This window comes from Methylorubrum sp. Q1 (assembly GCF_004683995.1).
Lineage (GTDB): Bacteria > Pseudomonadota > Alphaproteobacteria > Rhizobiales > Beijerinckiaceae > Methylobacterium.
Window position 1 is genome coordinate 54,766 of record NZ_SRHQ01000002.1, and the last position, 15,957, is coordinate 70,722.

Annotated in this window: 15 protein-coding genes and 1 pseudogene; 4 read left to right on the forward strand and 12 right to left on the reverse strand. The window is 70.2% G+C overall.

Features of this window, described 5'->3' with window-relative positions:
• Positions 1–2: 2 nt before the first annotated feature.
• Positions 3–668 (reverse strand): hypothetical protein, encoded by a 666-nt coding sequence (locus tag E4V01_RS02140; RefSeq protein WP_135297240.1) that lies wholly within the window; start codon positions 666–668, stop codon positions 3–5.
• 559 nt (positions 669–1,227) lie between these two features.
• On the opposite strand from E4V01_RS02140, the gene sugE reads away from it, so the two are divergent.
• Complete coding sequence (gene sugE, locus E4V01_RS02145) at positions 1,228–1,548, forward strand: quaternary ammonium compound efflux SMR transporter SugE (protein WP_135297241.1); 321 nt, start codon at positions 1,228–1,230, stop codon at positions 1,546–1,548.
• Between the two features lie 4 nt (positions 1,549–1,552).
• Here sugE and E4V01_RS02150 read toward each other — a convergent pair whose 3' ends face one another.
• The 3 genes from E4V01_RS02150 to E4V01_RS02160 are packed head-to-tail and all read right to left on the reverse strand — an operon-like array spanning position 1,553 to position 5,253.
• Positions 1,553–2,353 carry a helix-turn-helix transcriptional regulator gene (locus tag E4V01_RS02150; protein WP_135297242.1) on the reverse strand — a complete coding sequence of 267 codons (801 nt, stop codon included), beginning with the start codon at positions 2,351–2,353 and terminating at the stop codon, positions 1,553–1,555.
• Positions 2,354–2,404: 51 nt separating this feature from the next.
• A complete protein-coding gene (locus E4V01_RS02155; protein WP_135297243.1) occupies positions 2,405–3,040 on the reverse strand; it encodes a class GN sortase in 636 nt (211 codons plus the stop codon).
• Positions 3,037–5,253 carry a marine proteobacterial sortase target protein gene (locus tag E4V01_RS02160; protein WP_135297244.1) on the reverse strand — a complete coding sequence of 739 codons (2,217 nt, stop codon included), beginning with the start codon at positions 5,251–5,253 and terminating at the stop codon, positions 3,037–3,039. The genes E4V01_RS02155 and E4V01_RS02160 overlap by 4 nt, the downstream gene beginning before the upstream one ends.
• 244 nt (positions 5,254–5,497) lie before the next feature.
• Between E4V01_RS02160 and E4V01_RS02165 the strand changes: the two genes are divergently transcribed.
• Entirely contained in the window at positions 5,498–6,109 is a 612-nt protein-coding gene (locus E4V01_RS02165; RefSeq protein WP_135297245.1) for a histidine phosphatase family protein, read from the forward strand.
• A gap of 87 nt (positions 6,110–6,196) precedes the next feature.
• On the opposite strand, the gene E4V01_RS02170 is transcribed toward E4V01_RS02165, so the two are convergent.
• The 8 genes from E4V01_RS02170 to E4V01_RS02205 all read right to left on the reverse strand — a co-directional run bounded on the left by E4V01_RS02170 (position 6,197) and on the right by E4V01_RS02205 (position 15,216).
• Entirely contained in the window at positions 6,197–6,937 is a 741-nt protein-coding gene (locus E4V01_RS02170) for a hypothetical protein (RefSeq protein WP_135297246.1), read from the reverse strand.
• Between the two features lie 63 nt (positions 6,938–7,000).
• Positions 7,001–8,014, reverse strand: coding sequence for a nickel/cobalt transporter (locus E4V01_RS02175; protein WP_135297247.1), 1,014 nt, complete (start codon positions 8,012–8,014; stop codon positions 7,001–7,003).
• Positions 8,005–8,682, reverse strand: a complete 678-nt coding sequence (locus tag E4V01_RS02180) for a DUF1007 family protein (protein WP_135297248.1) — start codon at positions 8,680–8,682, stop codon at positions 8,005–8,007. Before E4V01_RS02180 ends, E4V01_RS02175 begins: the two co-directional genes overlap by 10 nt.
• 206 nt (positions 8,683–8,888) lie before the next feature.
• The gene (locus tag E4V01_RS02185; protein WP_060769078.1) at positions 8,889–9,350 is read right to left on the reverse strand and encodes a cytochrome c-type biogenesis protein; all 462 of its coding nucleotides are present in this window, start codon (positions 9,348–9,350) and stop codon (positions 8,889–8,891) included.
• Positions 9,347–11,347, reverse strand: a complete 2,001-nt coding sequence (locus E4V01_RS02190) for a heme lyase CcmF/NrfE family subunit (RefSeq protein ID WP_060769079.1) — start codon at positions 11,345–11,347, stop codon at positions 9,347–9,349. The genes E4V01_RS02185 and E4V01_RS02190 overlap by 4 nt, the downstream gene beginning before the upstream one ends.
• Before the next feature lie 46 nt (positions 11,348–11,393).
• Positions 11,394–11,927: a cytochrome c maturation protein CcmE gene (gene ccmE / locus E4V01_RS02195; protein WP_135297249.1), complete on the reverse strand. Its 534-nt coding sequence runs from the start codon at positions 11,925–11,927 to the stop codon at positions 11,394–11,396.
• Positions 11,928–12,089: 162 nt separating this feature from the next.
• Positions 12,090–13,652 (reverse strand): c-type cytochrome biogenesis protein CcmI, encoded by a 1,563-nt coding sequence (ccmI, locus tag E4V01_RS02200; RefSeq protein ID WP_135297401.1) that lies wholly within the window; start codon positions 13,650–13,652, stop codon positions 12,090–12,092.
• A 148-nt stretch (positions 13,653–13,800) separates the two neighbouring features.
• Complete coding sequence (locus E4V01_RS02205) at positions 13,801–15,216, reverse strand: ATP-binding protein (protein ID WP_060769081.1); 1,416 nt, start codon at positions 15,214–15,216, stop codon at positions 13,801–13,803.
• Between the two features lie 111 nt (positions 15,217–15,327).
• On the opposite strand from E4V01_RS02205, the gene E4V01_RS02210 reads away from it, so the two are divergent.
• Together E4V01_RS02210 and E4V01_RS02215 are read left to right on the forward strand one after the other, a co-directional pair.
• Positions 15,328–15,555: a type II toxin-antitoxin system VapB family antitoxin gene (locus E4V01_RS02210; protein ID WP_245517395.1), complete on the forward strand. Its 228-nt coding sequence runs from the start codon at positions 15,328–15,330 to the stop codon at positions 15,553–15,555.
• A pseudogene (locus E4V01_RS02215) lies at positions 15,555–15,953 on the forward strand (type II toxin-antitoxin system VapC family toxin). The gene E4V01_RS02210 and the pseudogene E4V01_RS02215 overlap by 1 nt, the downstream one beginning before the upstream one ends.
• Positions 15,954–15,957: the final 4 nt, after the last annotated feature.

Below are 15,957 nucleotides of genomic sequence, written 5' to 3' on the forward strand. Positions count from 1 at the left end.
TTCTATCGCGGCGGCTGACTGATGGGATCGGCAGGGGGGTTGAGGAAGCCTCTGACGCGGCCGCTAAAATTACTGAAATCAAAATTCACATTAAGGCTTAGAAGAACAATAATAACGACTGCCGTCCATAAAAAATTCGCAATCAAATTCTGTCCTACGCTCAGACCCCAAGATACCTTTGTTCTATCAGAAACATGAGATTTTATATCTCCATGCTTTGAAGCTCTGTCCCGATTTGTTGCCTCAATGAGATCATGCAATGATTGAAATTGAGCCTTATAGATCTGATCATTTATTTCATCCTTAGAACTGTCGAGGACAATCTTGGCGAAGCTTCCTATCTCCCCGCGCGCTTGAGAAATAACGGAGTCGATTCGTAAATCCGTCCAGCCACTAACGTAGCTGTCGATTTCCTCCTGGCGGGGGCGTCTACCAAGCTGCTGAGTTCGCTGGACGATCCAATCTCGCTTTTCTTGCTTGTACAAACTGTAGGCGACGCAAGCGACAACGGGCGCTATAGGGTTTTCACCCGCCATGCGCCCCATAATACGTTCAAATACGGTATTATATTCGCCGGAAATTATCCCAGGCAACGTCTCTTCATCATCAGCAATATCAGGGTTTTCTGTCCGATTTTGCTGGATTTTTCCGTCTTCCGGCATGCTCATTTGCCTGGCTCTTCAATGCATTATCAATATGCTTGTCTATATTGACCCGCACAATACCAACCCCAGGCAACCGCATTTCCTGAGTATGAGAAGACGGATTAGCGGGACGCGCAAACCATTTGACCGTCATACCGCTATCTCCACACCATGAGATGTCATTACCGAAAGTCTGAGCCCCTAACGGAGCCATTCCTGCGAGCCACCGCATCGTGTTCAAGGAGCGTCACCACCTTGTGAAAGCCGAAGCTCGAAGGCACCGCAATCGCATAAGCGGACGGGCATGGTTAACGATTGGTATATGCCCTGTGCCAGCCGCGGCAAGGGCAAGAAGGTGCAACCGAGTTCGCCGTGTCAGGCTCTCGCGACTCATTGTAACCGCCACCGTTTCACACATGCCTTCCGTGCTTGCGGCGAGACGTATGATGCGCATTGTCTCAGCGTGCGGCACCACACGTGACTCCCGAGATCCGGAAGTTTGCTGAGCCTGCGAGGCAACGTCCTCCCCCATCCAGGGGTCCAAGTCCGGGACGGCCCGGCTCATGCGCCCCATGAGGCTGCCGTGGCCTGGATCGTTCTCGTCTTCGCCGGTCTGCTGGAGGTCGTCTGGGCCTTCGCGATGAAGCAGTCGGAGGGGTTCTCCCGCCTCTGGCCCAGCGTCATCACCCTCGTCACCATGGGCTTGAGCTTCGCCTGCCTCGCCTGGGCGATGCGCAGCCTGCCGCTCGGCACCGCCTACACGATCTGGACCGGCATCGGCGCGGTCGGCGCCTTCATCGTCGGCATCGCGTTTTTGGGCGAGGCGATGAACGCCACCCGCATCCTGGCGGCGCTGCTGATCGTCAGCGGGCTCGTGCTGATGAAGCTGTCGAGCACCGCCTGACGGCTCAGGCCGCCCCCTCCCCGCAGCCGGGAAACACCGCGAACACATCCTCGCGCACCCGGTCGAGAAGGCGGCGGTAGGCCGGCTCGCAGGCCATGCCGGCGGTGATGCGCCCGTACTGCGCGCCCTCGGCCAGCGCCCCGCGCTCCGGCACCAAGGCGAGCGGGGTCGCGGCCGGCGTGAGCTGCGTGCCGCGGCCGGAGAAGAGAGTCGAGAGGATGCCGAACATCTCGCCCTGGATCGTCGGACGCCCGAGCACGGCGAGCCGGTACTGCCCCTGGAAGTTCGTGACGAGGTAGATCTGGCCCGATTGGTTCGGCACCGAGACGGTGCCGGATTGCGCGAACGGCGCGTCGAGCCGCTCGGCCTCCCGAAAGACGAGCCGGGCGCTCTCGGCGTCCCAGGCGATCTCGGTGCGGTAGGCGAAGATCGCGCCCGCCTGCCCGAACGAGGGGCGGAGCGTCAGGTAGCGCCCGGTCAGGAAGGCCACCGCCTCGCGGGTGTAGGAGCCGAACTCCTCCGGCGCGTGGCGGGCCTTTTCCGCGCTCGCCACCGGCGGCGCGGCGGCTTGCACCTTCAGGGGCAACCCCAACGCCTCCTCCAGGCGGATCGTGGTGGCCAGCGTGAAGGGCCGGCGGCCGGAGAGCGCCTTCTCGAGGGTCGAGATGCTAATGCGGGCCGCGTCCGCGAGCGCCTGCCGGGACATGCGGCGGCGGGCCAGCGCCTCGCGCACGGCGTCCGCGATGGCGCGGCTTTGCCCGGCGGGCAGTTCGGTCTCGGGGTGATCGGCCTCGATCAGCGGCATCGCGTGCGGTTCCGGACGGATCCGCACAGAACCGCACCGAGGCGGGAAGCGTCAAGGCTCGGCGGCTTCGTCGAGCACCGCCTCCACCAGCAACCGCTCCGGTCCCGGCGTCACCGCATCGAGCGGCCAGCAGGTGGCGAGGACGAGGTGCCGGCCCGGCGCGTCCGGGTCGAGGCCGGAGGCGTCCCACCGCGCGACCCGGCGCCCGGTGACGCGGAAGCGGAGCCTGCGGCCGTCGCGGCGCTCCACCGCGATCGCATCCCCGACCGCGAGCCGGCCGAGGCTGCGGAACTGCGTGTCGCGGTGGGCGGCGTAGACCGCCGTTCCCGGTTCGCCCGCCTGCGGCGTGCCCTCGACATGGCCGGGCCCGAAGGCCAAGGCCTGCCCGCTCGATCCAGCGAGCACCACGTAGTACTCGCCGAGCCGCGGGAAGCCGATGCGGGCGACCGGAACCGTGTCGGCCCAGGGCCAGGGTCGGGCGGGCACGCCCTCGGCCAGGGTGCGGGCGAAGGCGCGCTCCAGCAACCCCTGCGCCAGAGCCGCCTTGGCCGGAATCCAGGCCGCCTGCGCCAGCAGAACCGAACCGGCCACGACCAGCAGGAGGGCCGGCAAGGAAACCGGAGGGGCCGCGAGGCCCCTCCGGCCGGAGCGCGGCGATGCGGCGCCCTGTTGTGCGATCCCGCTCACGCTGCGAGCCGGCGGCGGGAAAGGACGAGACCGAGCACCAGCAGCAGCGCCCCGAGCCATGCGCGGATCTCGAAATCCGTGGCGGTCTGCGGCAGCGCCACCGCCTGCGCGGCAGCGATCTGCGTGGCCGGGGCCGTGGCGCGGCGCTGGCGCGGCGGCGGGGGAAGCTGCGGAGCCTCGTCCTGCGTGCCGAACACCGTCTCGAAATCCCAGCCGGCCGGCAGGTTGAGCGGCAGCTCGGTGCTGGTGAGGCGCAGCCCGGCCGGCCGGCGCGGGGTGGCGTCCACCGCCACCAGCGAGGTCAGCCGTGTCGTCAGCCCGTGGTCGAGCGCCAGCCGCAGGATCGCCGCGTCGGCGGCCTGCGCGTCAAGCCCGCCGGTCAGCCGCGCGGTCTCGGCCTCGGCGATCTTCGCCCGCGCCCAGAGCTTGCCGATCCCGGTCCCGTCCTGCGCCGTCTCCAGGTGCAGCTGCGTCTGCCAGGGTTGGCCGCCGATCCGGCCGGTGAGGGTCAGGGTGCCGCGGGCCTGTCCCATCCGGGCCGAGAGGGTGAGCGGCTCGCCGCGGTAGAGGTCGGGCAGGCGAGCCGGCGTCACGTCGATGCCGGGCTCGGAGAAGGTCGCGGTCAGGTCGGTGACGGCGGGGCTTTCCAGCTTCACCAACAGGGCACGCATCCGCTCGGTTACCTGATCGGGCGTGTCGATCTGGGTGAAGCTGCCCTGCCCAAGTTCGGCGGCGTGGCGCATCAGGTAGCCGTTCGGGGCCGAGCCGATGCCCACCATGAACAGCCGCGAGCGCCCGCGCTCCGTCGCGATGGCGGAGAAGATCTGCGCCTCGTTGCCGATGGCGCCGTCGGTGAGGAACACGACCTGGCGCAGACGCCCCGTCTCCTCCGGCGTCGCGTCCCGCAGGGCGGCCTGGAGCGGCGCCAGCATCTCCGTGCCGCCGCTCGCCTGGAGCCCCGCCACGAAGCTTTTGGCCCGCGTCAGATGGCGCGCGTCGGCCGGCACCGGATCGGGAAACAGCGTGTCGAAGCTGTGATCGAAGCGGATCACGTTGAAGCGGTCGCCCGCGCCCAGCCGGTCGAGGCCGATCAGCAGGCTCGCCTTGGCCTGCCGCATCGAGGCACCGCCCATGGAGCCGGAATTGTCGATGACGAACACCACGTCACGGGGCACGGAGGCGGCCGGGCTCGCGGATTCCGGCGGGGTCACCACGGCGAGCACCGCCTCAGCCCCCGCCACCCGTTCGCGGAACAGGCCGACCGCGGGCGCCTCGCCGGGGGCCGCATTCCAGGTCAGCTCGAAATCGCGGTCGGCGGCGGTGGTGCCGTCGGCAAGCGTGACGCGGCGCTCGCTCGCGGACAGTTCCTCGATACGGACCGCATGAGTGGCGCTGCGCACTTGGCCCAGGGGAAAGCCGGCCTTGAGTTCGATGGTGATCGTCAGCGGGTTGATCGGCGCATGGCGGGCCGGGTCGAGCACCGGGGCCGTGATCTTCTCGCGATCCGGGACGGGATCGGCGGCGGCGCCTCGCTCGACGACGGACATCACCGCCGGGGGAGCGGGGCTGTAGCGCGGGGCGGCGACGGTCGGCAGGCGCAAGGCATAGGTGCCGGCGGAGGACCGCACCGGCTGCTGGTACTCGATCTGCACCAGCACGGTCTCGCCGGGGCCGATATTGGCGACCGCGTTGGTGAACAGGTTGGGCCGCTGCTGTTCGGTGAGCGCGGCGGCCTTACCCTCGGCCTTCGCCGCCTCGTAGACGCGCCGCGCCGCCTCGCGCTCGCGGATGTCGGCGACGATGACCCGGTCGCCGACCACGAGCTTCATCGTATCGACTGCCGCATCCTCCGGCAGCGGGAACAGGTAGGTGCCCTCGACCCATTCGCTCGTCGTGTTGCGGAAGGCCTGGGTGATCGTCGCCCGCGCGGTCGGGCCGCTCACGGTGATCGCGGCGTCCGCCTTGAGGCGGGGCGCCTCGACGGGCGCGCCGCCCTCGAAGCGCAGCAGAAGCGTGCCGCTGCCGTCCTGCGCCCTTGAGTTCTGCGCCCTCGAATCCTGCGCGCGAGCGGGCGCGATACCGGCGATGAGGGCGAGCAGGAGGGCGATCAGCGGCCCGAGCAGGAGGTTGCGCGTCAGACCCGGAGCCGGACATGCGAGCGGTAACCGGGGATGCGGCGACTGTGGCAGCGGGGAGTGGGGAAGCGAGAGCATGGGAGCCTCCATCGGCGGATGCCGGCCCTGTGGCCGGTTCCTGCCAAGGCTCCTCCAGCGTGCCCTGCGCCGCCACAGGACGCTTCGCCAACCTTCGGCCCCGCTCCGCACCCGAGCGGCCCGCGATGTCCGGAAAGCGGCGCCATTGCCCGCTTATGGTGACGCTTCGTCCGGATCGGTGCGGAGATCGGGCGCGGCGTCTCGGCCCGCTTCCCGCGGCGCGCGAACCGCCTACATCGGGGCGATGTCCCGCTCGACCCCGCCATCCGCCACCCGTATCGTCTGCATCCGCCACGGCGAATCGACGTTCAACGCGCATCACGAGGCGACGGGGCGCGACCCCGGCCATATCGATGCCCGCCTGTCCGAGCGCGGCCACGCCCAGGTCGCCGCGGCCCGCGAGGCGCTGCGCGCGATCCCCTTCGAACTCGTCGTCACCTCGCCGCTGACCCGGGCGCTCCAGACCACTGCCGGGATCTTCTCCGATCACCCGGCGCGGCCCGACGTGCTGGTGGAGGTGCTCCACCGCGAATGCCAGGAGAGCAGTTGCGACATCGGCCGGGCGGCCTCGGTGCTGGCGCAGGAATTTCCGGCCTTCCAAGTCGGCCATCTTCCCGAGACGTGGTGGTACGCGGACGGCGAGGCCGGGCCCGACGGCTGGCATGTCGAGCCGCGGACCCTGTTCGACCAGCGCGTCTCGGGGTTTCGCGATTGGCTGCGGTCGCGGCCGGAGCGGACCATCGGGGTCGTCGGCCACTGCACCTTCTTCTACCACCTGACCGGGCGCTGGCTCGCCAACTGCGAGGCGCTCGACGTCGACCTCACGGCGGAGCCGCGCCCGCGCGCCTACGGCTGATACGGTGTCCGCTCAATCGAAGCGGACACCGTATCAGCAAGCCTGCGCGGCGCTCGCGCGAAGCCCGAAATCCACGTTGCGAAGCAATCAATCGGATTTCGCATGAACGCTGGCCCGCGCCGCCTCGAGACGCGCATGCGCGGAGATCAGGTCGATCTCCGGGGCCTGTCGGCCGATCCGAAGCGCCGCGTCGAGGATGCCGAGCGCGGTCCGCCATGTCCCATCCGCGAAGGGGGCCGCCCCCTCCGCCACCTCTGCGGCGCTGCGCGGGTCGTCGAAGGCGCGCAAAGCCGCCGTGGCGGTGCGTGACACGGCCGATGCGCGGGCGCCCGCGATCCAAGCGTGGCGGCCGGCGGCGGCGTGGGACAGCGCGCCGCTCTGCATCTCGGCGGCACGGAGCGCAACCATGACCACCCCCGCATCGGAGGCCGTCTCGCAGCGTGCGGCGAGCGCCGGCAATCCGGCGGCGTCCAGCAGCGGCGGCAGGATGCGGCGGGCGCTCTCAAGCGCGAGGAAGGCGGTGCGGGCGGCCTCGACCGCGGGCGCATCCGCCGAGCCGGACAGCCGCAGCACGAACGCCATCAATCCCTGCCGCTCGGCCTCCGGCATGGCGTCGTTGAGGCCGAGCGCGTAGGCTGCGAGCGGTCGCGAGAAGCAGGGCGGACAGTCCTCGCTCGCGGTGATCGCCCGGTAGGGCAGCCCCGCCGCGACCATTGCCGCCTCGTTGATGCAGGTGCCCCCGTCCGGTCCGGGGAAGGGGTGCGAGCCCTTCAAGAGCCGCCAGTTGAGGATGGGCGCGAAGGCGTCGAGGGCGTGGTGTTCGCTCAAGCAGGACTCCTCCCGATCCGGGGCCAACCTGCCACGGCTTCGAGGGATTTGGCGAGAGGGCGTTTAGCCACCCAGGCCAGAGGCCAAACCCGACAGCATGGCGAGCCCGAGCACCAGCACGAAGGCGCCGGCCAACAATTCGAGGCTGCCGACCGCCAGCGCGCCGGCCTGCCCGCGCCCGCCCGCGAGCCGCAGCGCCAGGCCCTTGGCGAACACCGCGAGGCTCGCCAAGACTCCGGTGGTGAGCGCGGTGCCGAGCGCCATGGCGAAGGTCGCGGCGATGCCGGCGGCGAGCAGGCCTTGCGCGGCGCAGAACACGAGGATCAGCACCGCCCCGGCGCAGGGCCGGGAGCCGGCGGCGAGCACTACGCCCGCCCGCTCGCGCCAGCCGCCGAGCCGGTCGAGGGCGGCGGCATCGGTCAGGTGGGTATGGCCGCAGCCGGGACCGCACGCCTCGGCCGGGCTATCGGTGGCAAGGCCGGCAAGTCGCCCGGCCTTGCGCCACGTCACCGCGGCCCCGAGCCCCGCCAAGAGGGCGAAGCTCACGGTCTCGATCAGGGTACCGGCCCGCGTCATCCCGGCGGCGGTCGTGTTGAGGACGAGGACGCCGACCAGCACGATGGCGATGGCCACAACAGCCTGGAGCAGGGCCGCCGCGGCGCTCAGGGCAAAGCCGCGGCGCAGCGTACGCTCACCCGCCACGATGTAGCCGGCGATCACCGCCTTGCCGTGGCCGGGCCCGGCGGCATGGAACACGCCGTAGGCGAAGCCCATCACGATGAGCGGCATCCAGGGGCCTCCAGCCTTCAGCGCCGTCACCGCCGCGCGGAGGTGGTTGGAGAAATTGGACTGGACCGCGAGCAGCCAGCCGCCGAGCCCGGTCGTCGCGGGCGCGGCCTCGCGGAAGCCGATGCCGAAGGGCGAGCGGGGCGGCGGCGCGGCGACGGGGCCGAGCGCCCAGGCGATGCCGCCAAGGAAGCCGGCGGCCGCCAGTATCGCCCCGGCGGCAAGGGCCAGCCGCAGCGGCCAACGGCTGGCCGCCACGCCCGCGGGTCGCAGGGCGGCGGTTAGGGACATGCGACGATGGCCCGGTTGGCGAATTGCTCGCCGTAATTCGAGGCGGCGGTCAGCGCCTCGAACATCGCCTCGGTCATCGACTGGCCGGCGGAGGCCACTGTGGGCTCGGTGTTCTTCGCCCGCGTCACCGTCATGCTGCAGCCGGGGGCGGCGCCGGCGAGGCGCAGCGCGTCGGCGCCCTCGGCGAGACTGAAGGCAATGAAGTAGGTCGGATCGTAGACCTCGACCGCCGCGACGCCCTTGCCCTGGGCGGCGGGAGCCTTCAGCGGCAGCAGGAAGCTCAAGGTGAGCTTGCCGCCCTCCATGGCCATCCGCGCCTCCTGCGGCTCGGCGAAGGCCTGCTCCTTGCCGGCCACCTTGAGCTTCGTGAAGTAGGCGAACTCGGCGAGGTTGCCGGCATGCTCCTTGGCCGAGCCCTGAAGCTCCTCGGGCGAGACCTTGCCGTCACCGTTCGCGTCCAGCCCCTGCGTCAGGAAGGCGGTGTATTCGGGGTCGAAGGTCCAGGCATGGCGGATGCCGGTGATGCGGCCTGCTTCGTAGGCGAGTTCGGCCTTGGCTGTGATCCAGACATGGGGGTGGGCCCAGGCCGGGCTCACGGTCGCAAGACCGGCGACGAGGCCGAGCGCGGCGACAAGGACGCGATGTCTGAGAGAGGCGGCGATCGGCATGGCGCTCGGGGGAGGCTCGCGGCAGGTCGGGGCGGTGACGACGATGCGCCGGATCCTGCCCGTCCGATCGGGCGAAAGCAGGGCGCCCCTGCCGATCCCCGTAAGCTACAGCATCATCCCGAAAGGTGGTCTCCGGCTTTCGGAAAAGATGATGCGAAAACAAGAGCCTCAAGCATCGTCCTGGGTCCGGTATCCAGGGCGATGCTTTAGGGCCGCTTGAGCAGCGCCTCGACCTCCGCTTCCTCCGCCTTGGACAGACCTGCCGCCCGTGTCGGCGGGCGGCGACGCGACAGGCGCCAGATGCCGAAGGCGCCGAGCCCCACCGCGAGCAGCGGGCTCAGCCAGAGCAGCAGCGTGTGCCAGCCGAAGACGGGGCGCAGCAGCACGAACTCGCCGTAGCGGGCCACGACGTAATCGATGACCTGGCCGTTGCTGTCGCCCTCTTTGAGCCGCTCGCGCACCAGCACGCGCAGATCCTTGGCGAGCGGCGCGTCGGAATCGTCGATCGACTGGTTCTGGCAGACGAGGCAGCGCAGGCCCTCCGAGATATGCCGCGCCCGCGCCTCCATGGCGGGGTCCTTCAGCACCTCGTTCGGCTGCACCGCGAGCGCAGGGGCTGCTGCGAGGCTTAAACCGAGAGCGGCGATCGTGGAGCGAAAGCGGGTCATTCGGCGGGCACCGCGGAGGGCGGCAGCTTGGCGCGCGCCTTGACCGGGGCGCCGACACGCATGCGCCGGTCGGTGAGCGAGAGGCCGCCGCCGGCTGCCATGATCAGCGAACCGATCCAGATCAGCAGCACCAGAGGCTTGTAGTAGAGCCGCATGCCGATGGAGCCGTCGGGCATCACCTCGCCGAGGCTGGCGTAGATCTGGCTGACCCCGACCGTCTTCAGGCCGGACTCGGTCACCGTCATCCGGCGGGAGGGATAGAAGCGCTTGCCGGTCTCGGCGGTGCCCACGTAGTCGCCCGCGCGGTTGCGCAGCGTCAGGAAGGCGGTGGTCTCCTCGTAGTTCTCGCCCTTGGTCGGGCCGACGCGGTCGAGGGTGGCGACGTAGGGGCCGGAGGCGACCTGACCGCCCGGCCGGATCGTTGCGAGCCCTTCCGTCGCCCAGCCCTGCCCGGCGATGCCGAGCACGACGACGCCGACGCCGGCATGCGCCAAAGCCGTGCCCCAGGCCGAGCGCGGCAGGCCGATCGCCCGGCGCCATGTCGTTCCGAGGTCGCGCGTCCGGTTGTGGCCGTAGCCGCGGGCGCGCGCCCAGATCTCGAGGACCGACCCGATGATGAGGTAGGTGCCGAAGCCGAGGCCGACCGGCGCCATCACCGGACCGCCCCAGGCCAGAGCCGCCGCACCGAGTGCGACGACGAGGGCCACCGCGAAGGCGGCGAGCAGGCGCTGCGCAGCGGCGGCGGCATCGCCCCGCTTCCAGGCGAGCGCCTGCCCGAACGGCACGATCACGAGGAGCGGCAGCGCCAGGGGGATGAAGGTCCAGTTGAAGAAGGGCGGGCCGACCGAAATCTTTTCGCCGGTCAGCATCTCCAGAAGCAGCGGGTAGAGCGTGCCGACGAAGACGGTGGCGCAGGCGGCGACGAGGAACAGGTTGTTCATCACCAGCGCGCCCTCGCGGGAGATCGGCGCGAACAGGCCGCCCTGGCGCAAGCTCGGCGCCCGCCATGCGAACAGGCTCAGCGCGCCGCCGATGAACAGCGCCAGGATCGCGAGGATGAAGACGCCGCGGCTCGGATCGGAGGCGAAGCTGTGCACCGAGGTGAGCAGGCCCGAGCGGACGATGAAGGTGCCGACCAGCGAGAGCGAGAAGGTGAGGATGGCGAGCAGGACCGTCCAGACCTTGAGCGCGTCGCGCTTCTCCATGACGACGATGGAGTGCAGCAGCGCCGTGCCGGCGATCCAGGGCATCAGCGAGGCATTCTCGACCGGGTCCCAGAACCACCAGCCGCCCCAGCCGAGTTCGTAATAGGCCCAGTACGAGCCCATGGCGATGCCGAGCGTCAGGAAGCTCCAGGCGGTCAGGGCCCAGGGCCGCACCGCCCGCGCCCAGACCGCGTCGATGCGCCCCTCGATCAGCGCGGCGACGGCGAAGGCGAAGGTGACCGAGAAGCCGACATAGCCGAGATAGAGCAGCGGCGGATGGATCGCGAGGCCGAAATCCTGCAGCAGCGGGTTGAGGTCGTTGCCCTCCAGCGGCGCCGGCGCGACGCGGGCGAACGGGTTCGAGGTCGTGATGATGAACAGCACGAACACGAAGGTGACGCTCGCCTGCACCATCAGCGCGTTGGTGCGCAGCACCGGCGGCACGGAGGTCTTGGCGGTGGCGACCCAGGCGCCGAACAAGGCGAGGATGAGCACCCAGAGGAGCATCGAGCCCTCGTGGTTCCCCCAGACGCCGGAGATCTTGTAGATCAGGGGCTTGGCGGTGTGCGAGTTCTCGACGACGTTCTGGACCGAGAAGTCCGAGGTCACGTGCGCGTAGGTCAGCGCGCAGAAGGCGAACAGGATGCAGGCGAAGGTGCCGAGGGCGGCGGGCCCCGCCACCTCGCGCAAAGCCGCATCGCCCGAGCGGGCGGCCCAGGCGGGCATCACCGCCTGCACCAGGGAGAGCGCCAGCGCGAGCGCCAGCGCGTAATGGCCAATCTCGACGATCACCGGCAGTCCCCTCGCGCGGTTTCGGTCCGGACGGTCATGGAATCTTTCACCGCTCGCTGCGCTGGCCGAGGGTGGCGTCGGCCGTCTCCGGCTTGGCCGCGTCCTTCGGAGCCGCCTTGGTGGACTCCTTGGGAGCTTCCTTGCCCCCGCCTTCCTGCCAGCGCCCCTGCGCCTTGAGGGCGTCGGCGACCTCGCGGGGCATGTAGTTCTCGTCGTGCTTGGCCAGCACCGTGTCGGCGCGGAACACGCCGCCGACATCGAGCGTGCCCTCGGCGACGATGCCCTGCCCCTCGCGGAACAGGTCGGGCAGCAGGCCGCGATACTGCACGGGCACCGTGGCGTTGGTGTCGGTTACCGCGAATTCGACGTTCTGGTCGGGCCCGCGCTTCACCGAACCGTCCTTGACGAGGCCGCCGAGGCGGAAGCGGGTGCCCGGTGCGACGCCCTGCGCCGCCACGTCGGCGGGGGAGCGGAAGAACACGATCGAGCCGCTCATCGCCGACAGGATCAGCCCGAGCGCCAGCGCCAGCACGGCGCCGCAGGCGGCGATGAGGATCAGGCGGCGGCTCTTGCGGGTCACGACGGTTCCGTCCCGGTTCGTCGGCTTCTTCTGATTCCTTCAGGCTTGCGAGGGCCTGACGGCGGTCCGACGTCTGCTGAGGATCAAGAGACCGGTTTCGGCCCGCCCGCCCGCGGGGTCAAGGTTGAACGGGCGGGACCGATTGTCAGGGGCCGCATTCCGCTACGGTTGAGCGGGCGTCAGACCGAGTTCCTTGCCGAGCGCGTCGAGGCGTTCGACTGCATTCGGGTTGGCGGCGAGCGCCATCCTGGCCCGGTCGAGGGCCTGGGCTGCCGCAGCCCGGTCGCCGATCACGCCGTAGGAGCGCACGAGCCGCATCCACTCGTCGGCGCTGCCGCCCTTGGCGGCGAGCCGCCGGTCGAGGCTGGCGACCATGCCGCGGATCGCCGCCTCGCGCTCGGCCGGCGGCATCGCCCGGATTGCGGAGGCCGCAGCATCGGGCTCGGCCGCATTCCGCTCGCCGGGCTTTTCGGCGCTCTCGGCCTTCGGCGGTGGCGTCCCGGCCCCGGCGAGGCCGAGTTCGTGGGCCTGCGCATCGAAACGCGCCTGCGCCTCCTTGTCGTCGGGAAACGCCTTGCGCCCGCGCTCCAGCGCGTCGAGCGCCTTGTCGCGCTCGCTGAGCACCGCGTGGGAGCGCACGAGGCGCAGCCACTCGTCGGCGCTGCCGCCCTGCTTGGCCAAGCGCCGCTCCAGCCCCTCGACCATGCCGCGGATCGCATCGATCCGCTCGGAAGGCGGCAAGGCCTGAATGTTGCTGCCCGGCCCGGCCACAGGCGCCTCGGACATCGTCCCATCCTTGGCGCCGTCCTTGGCTCGATCCCCGGAGCCCTCTCCTCCGGCCTTCGGCGCGGCCAAGGTCTCGCCCTTCAACCGGGCGAGGTTCTCGCGCACCGTCGGCAGCCAGGGTGCGTCCGCGGGGGCGGAGGCCGCCATCGCTTCCAGCCGCCGCACGGCGCCGGCCACGTCGCCGGCCTGCTCGTCGCCGCGGGCGAGATAGAACTGGGGCTTGGCCGCCTTCGGATCGGCGGCGAGCGCCCGGCCCAGCACCTTGCGCGCCTCCGGCGAGACCGTGCCGTCGGCCGCCGCGACCAGGGCCTCGCCCCAATCCGAGAGCGCCTGGGCGTCCTCGCCCTTGAGGCGGACGAGCGCCGCGTAGGCACGGGCCGCGTCGTCGAACCGCCCGAGCCGCATGTAGACCGGCCCGAGCACGCTCCAGCCGCGGACATCGTCCGGGTGGTTGGCGAGCCGCGCCTCGATCTGGCCGATGGCGGTCATCAGATCCTGCGCGCCGGCCCGCGTCGCCTTGCGGTCGGCGTCGGTCTGCGACGGGAGATTCGGAGAGCCGTAGAGGCCGTAGACGACGAGCGCGACGAGGGGGACCGTAGACAGCGCGAAGGCGGAAGCCGCCCGGCGCTGGCGCAGATGCGGCTCGGCGATCGGCGCGGCGCCCGACCCTTCGGCCCTCTCCTCGCGGCTCGCCCGCAGCAGCCGGCGCGCGGCCTCGGCGCGCGCGGCCTCGGCCTCCGCCGGGGCGATGAGGCCACGGCCGAGATCGCGCTCGATCTCGGCGAGTTGGTCCTCGTAGAAGCCGGTCTCGGTGGCGAGCCCGTCGCCGCCCTCCGCCTCCGAACCGACCCCTTGCCGGCGGCGGCGCGACATCGGCCAAAGCAGCGCGAACACGGCTGCGCCGGTCATAGCCGCCAGGATGAACCAGATCGCCGTCATCAGACCCAAAGTTTTAAGCTCGGCCCCGTGTAGAGCCCGAGCGGGGCCTGCACGACATCGCTTCCGGGTGACACGTCGTCACGCGCGAGCGAAGCATGGCCATAGCACAGGCCTGCCGGTGCGTAACCTTGGCGAGGCCCGCTGCCACTCAGCGTTGTCCGCCGCCGGCGGGCGCGTCGCCCGGCACCTCGATCACCGCGCGCAGCCCCCCGAGCGCGGCGGCCTCCAGGCGGAAGCGGCCGCGATAGAGCGCGGCCAGATCCGCGACGATCGACAAGCCGAGCCCGGAGCCCGGCTTGGTCTCGTCGAGACGCTGGCCGCGCTTGAGCACCGCCGCGCGGTCCTCCTCGGGCAGACCCGGCCCGTCATCCTCCACCGCCACGAGGAGATGGGGATAATCGTGCTCGGCCGTCGGCACAGCGGAGATCGAGACCCGGCCCGCCGCCCATTTCGAGGCATTGTCGACGAGGTTGCCGATCATCTCCTCGAAATCCTGCTTCTCGCCGCGGAAGCGCAGACCCGGCGGAACGTGGACCTCGTAGGCGATGTCCTTGTCGCGGTAGATCTTGCCGAACGTGCGCACGAGGCCGGCGAGGGCCGGCTCGACCTCCGTCGAGGTGCCGAGCGTGCCCGCGAGCGCGGCGGCCCGGGCACGGTCGAGGTGATAGTTCACCTGATCGCGCATCACCGCCGCCTGCTCGCGAATCTTCTCCGACAATTCCGGCGGGGCGTCGCTGCTGCCGGCCTCGTTGACGATGATCGAGAGCGGGGTCTTCAACGCGTGGGCGAGGTTGCCGACCTGGGTGCGGGCCCGCTCCAGGATCTCGCGATTGGTCTCGATCAGGAGGTTGATCTCGCCCGCGAGGGGCGCGATGTCGCGCGGGTACTCGCCGTCGATCCGGTCGGCCTCGCCGCGGCGGATCGAGCCGAGCGCCGTGCGCAGCTTGCGCAAGGGGGCAAGGCCGAAGCGGATCTGCAGCAGCGCGGTCGCCGCGAGCGAGAAGCCGAGCAGGCCGAAGGTCATGAACAGCGAGAAGCGGAAGCGCTCGACGTCGTTGACGATCTCGTCCGCCGGCCCGGCCACCCGCACGGTGTAGCGCCCGTCGGCCCCGACATCGACATCGCGCTCGACGATGCGCAGGCTGCGGTCGTCCTGCCCTCGGCCGTAGCCCTGGCGGATCTGACCGACGGTCGCGGTGCCGGCCTGATCGGGCCCTTTCAGCGGCACGCCGACGAGCGAGCGCGAGGTGCGCAGATCCCGCGGCTTCGCGTCGGGCCGCCCGACCTGCCAGTACCAGCCCGAGAGCGGCAGGTCGAAACGCGGATCGCCGAGCGAGAAGGAGCGCGTCTCAGGGTCGCTCGGCGAGACGAGATCGGTGGCGAGGTTGTTGGCGAAGACGAGCAGGCGGCTGTCGAAGGCGCGCTCGGTGTTCTCGCGGTAGAGCGTGGTGAGGATGAAGGCCGCGATGACGAGGATCGCGGTGCTCGACAGGAACGAGGAAACCGCGAGCCGGACCGCGATGGAGCGGCGGCGCAGGGGGAGCCAGGCGAGGCGGTCGGTCATGCGTCCTGGCTCGAATCTCGGCTCGCTCGCGACGGTGCGGGCATGGACATCATGCACACCGACTTTCGACACGGCCCGCCCGCGAGACGCTGATGGCCCTGCATATCCGCGATGCGGAAGACGGACCGCCTCGTCCGCCTCGTCCGCCTCCTGGCCGAGCGGAAGGGTGTTCCGCTCACGGAAGCCGTCAAGGTCGCCGTCCGCAACGAACTGGAGCGGGAGGAGCACCGACCCGGCCTGTGGGCGCGGCTGAAACCTCTGCACGAGCGCGTGGCCGCGCGGCCCTCCACGGGCCTCGAGGCCGACAAGGCCGTCTTCGACGGGCTGAACGACGAGTGATGTTCGTCGATGCCTCTGCCCTGATCGCGATCATCACGGAAGAGCCGGAGGGACAAGCTCTCGCCGAACGTCTCGAAGCGGCGGAGGTGCCGATCACCTCGCCCGTTGCCGTCTACGAGGCGGCCCTCGGCATTGCCTGCAAGAAGCAGGATGGGCTCGAGGCGGCTTGAGCGGATGTTGCAATGCTGCCCGATCTCGCCCGGATCGGCCTCGTCCCGATCACCCCGGAGGATGCGGGCCGGGCGCTGGATGCCTTCGAACGCTACGGGCAGGAAACGGGGCATCCGGCCCGCCTCAACACGGGCGACTGCTTCGCTTACGCGGTCGCGCAGAATCACGGCGTGCCGCTCCTCTACAAGGGTGAGGACTTCGCGCGCACCGATCTTGGGAGCCAATGAGGTC

Excerpts from the sequence above, each read along its gene's own strand:
- E4V01_RS02140 (WP_135297240.1), bottom strand. The coding sequence starts at position 668 with ATGAGCATGCCGGAAGACGGAAAAATCCAGCAAAATCGGACAGAAAAC.
- E4V01_RS02150 (WP_135297242.1), bottom strand. The coding sequence starts at position 2,353 with ATGCCGCTGATCGAGGCCGATCACCCCGAGACCGAACTGCCCGCCGGG.
- E4V01_RS02160 (WP_135297244.1), bottom strand. The coding sequence starts at position 5,253 with ATGCTCTCGCTTCCCCACTCCCCGCTGCCACAGTCGCCGCATCCCCGG.
- E4V01_RS02165 (WP_135297245.1), top strand. The coding sequence starts at position 5,498 with ATGTCCCGCTCGACCCCGCCATCCGCCACCCGTATCGTCTGCATCCGC.
- E4V01_RS02175 (WP_135297247.1), bottom strand. The coding sequence starts at position 8,014 with ATGTCCCTAACCGCCGCCCTGCGACCCGCGGGCGTGGCGGCCAGCCGT.
- E4V01_RS02180 (WP_135297248.1), bottom strand. The coding sequence starts at position 8,682 with ATGCCGATCGCCGCCTCTCTCAGACATCGCGTCCTTGTCGCCGCGCTC.
- E4V01_RS02185 (WP_060769078.1), bottom strand. The coding sequence starts at position 9,350 with ATGACCCGCTTTCGCTCCACGATCGCCGCTCTCGGTTTAAGCCTCGCA.
- ccmI (WP_135297401.1), bottom strand. The coding sequence starts at position 13,652 with ATGACGGCGATCTGGTTCATCCTGGCGGCTATGACCGGCGCAGCCGTG.
- E4V01_RS02205 (WP_060769081.1), bottom strand. The coding sequence starts at position 15,216 with ATGACCGACCGCCTCGCCTGGCTCCCCCTGCGCCGCCGCTCCATCGCG.
- E4V01_RS02210 (WP_245517395.1), top strand. The coding sequence starts at position 15,328 with ATGCGGAAGACGGACCGCCTCGTCCGCCTCGTCCGCCTCCTGGCCGAG.